At 53.5% G+C, this 8977-nt stretch carries 7 protein-coding genes; 1 reads left to right on the top strand and 6 read right to left on the bottom strand.

Going from position 1 to position 8977, the window contains the following annotated elements:
- The 5 genes from ACLQ7H_RS23885 to ACLQ7H_RS23905 form a co-directional block, all read right to left on the bottom strand.
- Nucleotides 1–1120 (bottom strand): TonB-dependent receptor plug domain-containing protein (locus ACLQ7H_RS23885; protein WP_411754813.1); only part of this gene is annotated, 1120 nt, incomplete at its 3' end.
- Nucleotides 1121–1213: 93 nt separating this feature from the next.
- On the bottom strand, nt 1214–1408 hold the full coding sequence (gene hemP, locus ACLQ7H_RS23890) for a hemin uptake protein HemP (protein ID WP_411754814.1): 195 nt from the start codon (nt 1406–1408) through the stop codon (nt 1214–1216).
- Between the two features lie 155 nt (nt 1409–1563).
- Nucleotides 1564–2049 carry a glutathione peroxidase gene (locus ACLQ7H_RS23895; RefSeq protein WP_411754815.1) on the bottom strand — a complete coding sequence of 162 codons (486 nt, stop codon included), beginning with the start codon at nt 2047–2049 and terminating at the stop codon, nt 1564–1566.
- Between the two features lie 93 nt (nt 2050–2142).
- Nucleotides 2143–3189, bottom strand: a complete 1047-nt coding sequence (locus tag ACLQ7H_RS23900; RefSeq protein WP_411754816.1) for a 3-deoxy-7-phosphoheptulonate synthase — start codon at nt 3187–3189, stop codon at nt 2143–2145.
- A gap of 171 nt (nt 3190–3360) precedes the next feature.
- A complete protein-coding gene (locus tag ACLQ7H_RS23905; RefSeq protein WP_021804571.1) occupies nt 3361–4182 on the bottom strand; it encodes a pyruvate, water dikinase regulatory protein in 822 nt (273 codons plus the stop codon).
- Nucleotides 4183–4654: 472 nt separating this feature from the next.
- On the opposite strand from ACLQ7H_RS23905, the gene ppsA reads away from it, so the two are divergent.
- Nucleotides 4655–7030, top strand: coding sequence for a phosphoenolpyruvate synthase (gene ppsA / locus ACLQ7H_RS23910; RefSeq protein ID WP_411754817.1), 2376 nt, complete (start codon nt 4655–4657; stop codon nt 7028–7030).
- A 452-nt stretch (nt 7031–7482) separates the two neighbouring features.
- Here the strand turns inward: ppsA and ydiK are convergent, their stop codons facing one another.
- Complete coding sequence (gene ydiK / locus ACLQ7H_RS23915) at nt 7483–8583, bottom strand: AI-2E family transporter YdiK (RefSeq protein WP_411754818.1); 1101 nt, start codon at nt 8581–8583, stop codon at nt 7483–7485.
- Between the last annotated feature and the right edge of the window lie 394 nt (nt 8584–8977).

Below are 8977 nucleotides of genomic sequence, written 5' to 3' on the forward strand. Positions count from 1 at the left end.
TGGCGCCCCCCGGCGTCTGTTCCTGCCGGTAGGCTTCGCTACCATAGGTGAACAGGTGCGAAGCGAAGCTGTCGGCGAACAGGCGGGTACGGTTTTCCAGCTTGCCACCTTGGGTGGTTTGTTTACGGGCTTCATCCGTGCTGCCATCGGTGTGCGCATTGATCTCTACTTCGGAGTAATAGATCTTGGCATCGGCATCCAGCCAATCCTGGCCTGTGGGCTTGAGCTTATAGCCGAGCTGTGCGTCACGCTGGATGGTGGAGCGATCGGTTAACAAATTGCCGCTGGAAACATCAGGTGTTTGCGGGTTCTTAGGCTCTTGCGCCCGGTTGTTGTAATAGCGCAGATTACCGCTCAGGGACTGGTTGTCATCAATGGCCCAGGTGCCTTTGGCCAAAACGTTGCTGATGGTTTCATCATTCGGCGCATTAAAGCCATCGCCCTGGCGAATATTTCCGACATCACGGGTGCCGAAAGAGATCAGGCCATCGAGATCGTCAGTTTTACCGAAAGCGCTGGCACCCATGCCCAGGCTATGATCGCCGCTAGCTGCAGTGCCGAATACGCGGTAGCCGGTGTTATGACCGGGCAACAGTAGATCGGCAGCATCCACCGTTTCATAGGAGATAACCCCACCTAATGCGCCACTGCCGTACAACAGTGCCGATGGGCCACGCACCACTTCAATACGTTTTACCAATCCTGGATCCAGGAAGGTGCCATTGATATGGCCGGTATCGGTTCCCTGACGAATACCATCAACCAAGGTCAGCACGCCACGCCGATCGTAACCCCGCATCATGATGTCTTGCCCATTGCTACGGCCGGTACCGGTCACGGTAATACCAGGCACATGACGCAGCATATCTCCGGCGGTCGTGGCGGTCTGGCTCTGGGGGCTGTTGCCGTCGATCACCGTTACCATCATCGGCGCTTCAAAACTACTGCGCGGGTTACCGGTGGCGACCACGGTCATGGCGTCATCTTGATTTTTGTCTTGTGCCTTGCTGGCAGCGGAAACACGGGTGTCGGTCTGGGCAAAAACCACCGTAGGCAAAGCGCAGGCAATGGCCAGGCTTAATGCGGATAAACGCAGCCGGGAGGCAAAAATGGCAGGCATGTGGCAACTCTCCGTATGATTTAACATAGCAATAGATTTGCTGGCTGCCTGGATCGTAAGATCGGGGTGGCTGGCGTTAAATGGATTAAGGCGTTATTTGGTTAAGATCAATTTTCCTGCTTTGGTCTGGCGCAGTTGATAGCGTTGACCTTGATGGATGATCACCGCCAGCCCATCACTGCCCAGCAGCTCGGCACTGTCGAAGCAGGGCGGTAAAGCGGCGTGTACACTGCCGTCGGGCGTAACCAAAGCGTTGTTGGACTGATGGGAATTATCGAGATTGTCCATAAATTCAACCAGTAAATGGTAATTAATATCAAATTGATAATCATTATCATGTGAGTGAAAGGTTACATCAAGGGAAATTTTGTTACCGATGGAACCTTTTTGCAGTCATGCTTACCGGAGCTAGATTGATCCTGGTCAAATTGTTGACGAAAAGGTTATTTCAATAGGGTTTCGATGTGGTTGAACAGGCGCTCGGGTTTGGTGATGGGGGCAAAGCGTGTGATGCGCTCGCCATCGGCGGTGAGCAGGAATTTGGTGAAGTTCCACTTGATACGTTGGCTGCCTAACAGACCGGGAGCACGGCGTTTCAACTCGTTGAACAAGGGATGCGCCTGTGCGCCGTTGACGTCGACCTTGCTGAACAGCGGAAAGCTGACGCCATAGTTGAGGGTGCAGAAGTTGGCTATCTCCAGCGGGTTGCCCGGCTCTTGCCCGCCAAACTGATTGCAGGGGAAGCCCAGCACCATCAACCCGCGTGAGCGATAATACTGCCACAGCTTTTCCAAGCCCGCATACTGCGGGGTAAAGCCACACTTGCTGGCGGTATTCACTACCAGATATGCCTGCGCCGGAAAGTCGGCCAGCGTTTTATGTTCCCCTTGTAATGTGATACAGGGAATGGATAGCAGTGAGTGGCGCATGCGCAAAGGCTCCGATCGGTATGACAATGACGTTGAATGCTATGCAGTATAGCTAAGCGGGCGCAGCAATGCGGCGCCCGCAACGTAGCAAGATCAGAAACGGGTATCTACCGCGTCAGCCAGCATAGCCAGCAACTGCTCGCTGTCCGACCAACTGAGGCAAGGGTCAGTAATGGATTGGCCGTAGGTTAGCGATTGGCCAGCCACGATTTTCTGCGTACCTTCCACCAGGAAGCTTTCAGCCATCACGCCAGCCACGGCCACGGAGCCTGCACGGATCTGTTGGCAGACGTTTTCCGCAACTTCCAACTGGCGGCGATGCAATTTCTGGCAGTTACCATGGCTGAAGTCGATCACCAGTTGTTCAGGTAAATCGAACTCACGCAGGCTATCACAGGCGGCTACCACATCGGTCGCGTGATAGTTTGGCGTTTTTCCGCCGCGCATGATGATATGGCCATAAGGATTGCCGCTGGTCTGGTAAATGGTCATCTGGCCGGTTTTGTCTGGCGACAGGAACATATGACCGGCGCGCGCGGCACGGATGGCATCAATGGCGATGCGGGTATTGCCGTCGGTACCGTTTTTGAAACCGACCGGGCAAGAGAGCGCCGAGGCCATTTCACGGTGGATCTGGCTCTCGGTGGTGCGAGCGCCAATCGCGCCCCAACTGATCAGATCGGCAATATACTGGCCGATCACCATATCCAGGAACTCGGTGGCCGTCGCTAGGCCAAGCTGGTTGACTGCCAACAGCAGTTTACGCGCCATCTCAATGCCACGGTTGACCTGATAGCTGCCATCCAGATCGGGATCGGAAATCAAGCCTTTCCAGCCCACCACGGTGCGCGGTTTTTCAAAATAGGTGCGCATCACGATTTCCAAACGATCCTGATAACGCTCGCGCAGCACGTTAAGGCGGCTGGCATAGTCCATCGCCGCATCCAGATCGTGAATGGAGCAGGGGCCAATCACCACCAACAGGCGCTTGTCTTCGCCGGTTAGGATTTTTTCAATACGTTTACGTGACGCCGTCACGTTGTCGGCTACCGATGCAGAGATCGGCAACTTCTCTGCCAACGCCTGAGGCGTGACCAAGCTGTCGATGCGCGCGGTCCGCAGTTCATCTGTTTTGTGCATGATTGTCTCTAAAACTGTTCTTCGCGACGGCAGGAATACCGGGAAGTGATGGCGATCACAATAACGCAAAAACCGCTGAATTCAACCGTGGAGATGGTGATCGGTTGATTAAAAACGGTAAAAAAGCACAAAAAAGGGGGGCATGGACGACTATCCGGCCAGCCCCGGCTATCAGAACATCCGCCGGCTCATGCCGAGGATATCGAGGATCTTGGTGGAGATCTCTTCCACCGAATAGTTAGTGGTATTGAGGTAGCGAATTTGGTTTTTACGAAATAGCGCCTCCACTTCGGCAACTTCCATCCGGCACTGGCGCGGAGAGGAGTAACGGCTGTTTTCACGGCGTTCTTCGCGGATAGCCGTTAACCGCTCCGGGTTAATGGTCAACCCGAATAATTTATGTTGAAACGGTTTTAGCGCGGCGGGTAGCTGTAAATTATCCATATCATCGGCCGTAAACGGATAGTTGGCCGCGCGGATACCAAATTGCATCGCCAGATACAGGCTGGTTGGAGTTTTACCGCAGCGGGATACGCCGAGCAGGATCACCTGCGCCTGATCGAGATTGCGCAGCGATATGCCGTCATCATGGGCCAGGGTATATTCAATGGCCGCGATCCGGGCGTCATACTTGCCCAGGTTGTTTTCCGTCAGCCCGTGTGTGCGATTGGGTACCGGCGTTGGATCCACCGCCAATTCGCCCTGGAGCGGTCCGACTAGCGCTTGCACGATATCCTGGCAGAATCCTTCACTTTGGGTGATCACCTGGCGGACTTCCGGCGAGATAATCGAATAGAACACCAGTGGACGCACCCCGGTCTGCTGGTAAATATCATTGATTTGCTGGCATACGCCCCGCGCACGTGCTTCGGTTTCCACAAAGGGCAGAGTGAAAGTGGTGGCCTTGACCGGGAACTGTGACAGCACCGCATGCCCCAATACTTCGGCGGTAATGGCCGTGCCATCCGAGATATAAAAAACGCTTCTTTCCACCCATAACTCCTTAATGCCTGAAACGACTGATATCAACATCATGGTCTGCATACCCACATACGGTAAAGAGGGGGACAGAAATTTTGTGACGGAGGGAATCATTCGCGGAAATTAAATATATTTAATAAAACCTAATTTCATTTTTTATAAAATAATGATTGCTATTTTAACTACCTGCTTCGACACAAATCGACGCTATTTTCGTCAAATCAACCAATAAAAATAGGGGTATTTAAGCAAAAGTTTAAATAATACATAATTTGTTGAATTGTAAGCTTTTAGCCATTTAGGGAACGATCCCTAATAAAATTGTGTCCGCTGGAATTCTCTTAATTGCTATTTTCTTGATTGGCTTGATCGATTCACCTGTCCATTGTCTATGGATCATTGTGCTAGTCTGGCTGGGTGCCGTTTTTGCGGCACGAGTCAAAAATCCGTCAATACCCTACTGATAGCAATAAGGATTGTCTCGATGTCTAACAATGGCCCAGACTTGCGTAATGTGCTTTGGTACAACCAGCTTGGCATGCACGACGTTGACCGTGTCGGTGGCAAAAATGCCTCCCTCGGTGAAATGATCACCAATCTCTCCGATTTGGGCGTGGCCGTTCCCAACGGTTTTGCCACCACCGCCCAGGCATTTAACGATTTTCTTGAGCAAAGTGGGGTTAACCAGCGCATTTATCAGCTGCTGGATCAGACTGACGTTGACGATATTGCTCAACTGTCCAAGGCCGGTGCGCAAATTCGCCAATGGGTGATTGATACGCCTTTCCATGCGGAATTTGAACGTGAAATTACGCTGGCGTACCAGCAACTGTCCGAGGGTGAAAGCGAAGCCTCCTTTGCTGTGCGTTCTTCCGCCACGGCCGAAGATATGCCAGATGCCTCGTTTGCCGGCCAGCAGGAAACCTTCCTCAACGTGCAAGGCATTGATGCGGTGATGGTGGCGATCAAACACGTCTTCGCCTCGCTGTTTAACGACCGGGCTATCTCTTATCGTGTACATCAGGGTTACGATCACCGTGGCGTGGCGCTTTCCGCCGGGGTACAGCGCATGGTGCGTTCCGATCTGGCCTCGTCAGGCGTCATGTTTACCATTGATACCGAATCCGGCTTTGATCAGGTGGTGTTTATCACCTCGGCGTTTGGCCTGGGGGAAATGGTCGTGCAAGGGGCGGTCAACCCGGATGAGTTCTATGTCCATAAACCGATGCTGTTGAAGGGCAATCCGGCTATCGTACGCCGCAACCTTGGCTCGAAAAAAATCCGCATGGTGTACGCACCTTCCCAGGATCACGGCAAGCAGGTACGTATCGAAGATGTGCCAGAAGAGCAACGCAATCGTTTCTCTTTGACCGATGATGAAATTCAGGCACTGGCGCATCAGGCATTACTGATCGAAAAACACTATGGCCGCCCGATGGATATCGAGTGGGCCAAAGATGGCCACACCGGCAAGCTGCTGATCGTCCAGGCGCGGCCAGAAACCGTGCGCTCCAATGAACAGGTGATGGAACGCTACCAACTGAACGGTAACAGCACCGTGCTGGTGGAAGGGCGAGCCATCGGCCATCGCATTGGGGCTGGCCCGGTGAAGGTCATCCACGACATCAGCGAAATGGATCGCATCGAGCCGGGCGACGTGTTGGTCACCGATATGACAGACCCGGATTGGGAACCGATCATGAAGAAGGCGGCAGCGATCGTGACCAACCGCGGCGGGCGTACCTGTCATGCGGCGATCATCGCCCGCGAACTGGGGATCCCTGCCGTTGTAGGCTGTGGCCACGCAACGGACCTGCTGAAAGAAGGGCAGAAAGTCACCGTCTCCTGCGCCGAAGGCGACACCGGCTTTGTCTACAGCGACATGCTGGAGTTTAGCGTACAAAGCTCGGAAGTCACTGAACTGCCGGAACTCCCGTTGAAGATCATGATGAACGTCGGCAACCCGGACCGTGCGTTCGACTTCGCTCGTTTGCCAAATGAAGGCGTTGGGCTAGCCCGGTTGGAGTTTATTATCAACCGCATGATCGGCGTACACCCGCGTGCCCTGCTGGAGTTCGACCAGCAAACCCCAGAGCTGCAGGCAGAGATCAAAACGCTGATGCTGGGCTATGACGATCCGGTCGAGTTCTATGTCGGTCGCTTGACCGAAGGGATCGCTACGCTGGGCGCGGCATTCTGGCCGAAGCGCGTCATTGTGCGCCTTTCCGATTTCAAATCTAACGAATACGCCAACCTGGTCGGCGGCGAGAAGTATGAGCCACACGAAGAAAACCCGATGTTAGGTTTCCGTGGCGCGGGTCGTTACGTGGCGGATAGCTTCCGCGACTGCTTCGCCATGGAATGTGCGGCGATGAAGCGGGTACGTAATGAGATGGGGCTGACCAACGTTGAGGTGATGGTGCCGTTTGTGCGTACCGTGGCTCAGGCGGAGGCCGTAGTGGCAGAGCTGGGGCGTCAGGGGCTGAAGCGCGGCGAGAACGGGCTGAAAGTGATCATGATGTGTGAGATCCCGTCCAACGCCTTGTTGGCGGATCAGTTCCTTGAGCACTTCGATGGCTTCTCTATCGGTTCCAACGACATGACGCAGCTAACGCTGGGACTGGATCGCGATTCTGGCGTGGTTTCTGAACTGTTTGATGAACGCAATGAGGCAGTTAAGGCGCTGCTTTCAATGGCGATCCAGGCCGCCAAGCGTCACGGCAAATATGTCGGCATCTGTGGGCAAGGCCCGTCAGACCATGCAGACTTTGCCGAGTGGCTGATGGATCAGGGGATTGATAGCCTGTCGCTAAACCCGGATACCGTGGTGCAGACGTGGGTCAATTTGTCACAAAGATAGTTGTAGGGGCGCTGCATGCTGCGCCCGTCCAGTTAAATAACATTGCCATTTTGTCATTAATTGCAAACCGCCGGTTAAACCTGGCGGTTTTTTTATATTAGCGGGTTATTTTGCATAAAAAAAAGCCCATCAAAAGACGGGCAAAGACTACACACAGCAATTCAGAGATTCGGGGTTACCTTGTTAGGTGACTTGTCTGGAAAATAATGATTGGAAAACAATTATTTTCAGCAAGATAGGGTTTTATACTAGGCAGTTATCTGGTGCGCGTCATTAAGAATCATCTCAATAAAACCGCCTGGCTTATACATGCTCACTGCAATAATAGGTATTTGAATGGCATCAACTATTGCATCAGGCCAGCCAGCAGAATAATTATCGGGCAGGGTGTGGCAGGGAAAGGGAATATCTGGGTAATCGCCTGCCCAGTGGATGAGCAGGCGATGCAGGGATTACAGCTGTTCTAAATCTTTAACGACTTCTTCCAGGTCGGTGGCGGGTTCCGGAGCTTCGTTTATCCAGGCACTAACCAATCGATAAGAGACGGCTAACACTACCGGGCCGATAAACAGGCCAATCATCCCGAAGGCCAGCAGGCCACCGATAACGCCCGACAGGATCAGAATCAATGGCAGATCGGCACCCATGCGGATTAGCGCCGGGCGTAAGAAGTTATCCAGCGTCCCGACCACGCAGCTCCACACCAATAGCACGGTGCCCCAGGTGGTGTCACCGGTCCAGTACAGCCAGATGATGGCCGGGATCAAGACCAGCAACGGCCCCAGTTGGGCGAGGCAAAAGATGAACATCACTACGGCCAGCAAGGTGGCCGCTGGGATACCAGAAATGGCCAATCCAATACCGCCCAGGATCGACTGCACCAATGCCGTCACCACCACGCCCAATGCGACAGCACGGATCGCTTGCCCGGCCAGTAACACGGCCGCATCGCCCCGGGTGGAAGCAAGGCGCACCGCAAAATGGCGGATCGCCATGCCAACCTGCTCACCGCGGGCGTACAGCAAGGCACTGAACAGCAACATCAGCGAACAATGTATCAGGAAACGACCAATATGTGCCGCCTGGGTGACAAACCAGGTAGCGGTTTGACCGAAGTAAGGTTGAATTTTGGCTATCAGGGCGTTACCACCGGTGTTCACCAACAGATGATAGCTGTTATAAACTTTGTGCCCGATCACCGGTATGGAGCGCAGCCACTCCAGCTGTGGAACGTGGATCTGGCCCGGTGCGTTCACCCATGCCACGATTGGAGCACTGTTATCTACTACGCTACTGATCAGCAGGGCAATAGGCAGCACAAACAGCAGGAGCAGCAGGATGGTCATCGCCACCACGGCCAGCGACCGGCGGCCCCACAGCAGGCTTTGCAGCTTAATCAATACCGGCCAGGTGGCGATCACCACCATGGATGCCCAGGCAAAGCCCAGAATAAAGGGTTGAATGACCCAAAAACTGGCGACGATCATAATGGCGATAAACAGCACGCCAAAAATTATCGTCGGTAAATCGTAGCGGCGTTGCGGTTGTGTCATGAATGCGTTTTCATCCTAGTTAGTTTAATCCTTGGTACCCTTTTATCATGGAGCATTTTTGGCAACTTTCACAGTCAGCCGCACATTTTGCCGTGGATCGCCATCTGCGGTACAGCCTTTCATTGATTAGTAGCGGTAATAATTTATGTATCGGAGGACAGGTTTGCGGCCAGAGGGGCAGACCAGACTGGGATCTTGGCTGGTCGATTGTTGAAGCGGCAGCCCGTGGTGGATATCATTCAGGCTCGCCAGTGGATTGAACAGCAGATGCGTCTGGCTGGTCGCCGGGACACAGCGCTGTGTGCCTCGATGGGGTCGGTGCGTTTGGTGGGTTGATCTAATAAGGTCACTTCCATTCATCGCCAAACGATAAAGCATAATATTGGTTTCGATG

This window comes from Serratia sp. (in: enterobacteria), assembly GCF_046715635.1.
Taxonomy (GTDB): Bacteria; Pseudomonadota; Gammaproteobacteria; order Enterobacterales; family Enterobacteriaceae; genus Chania.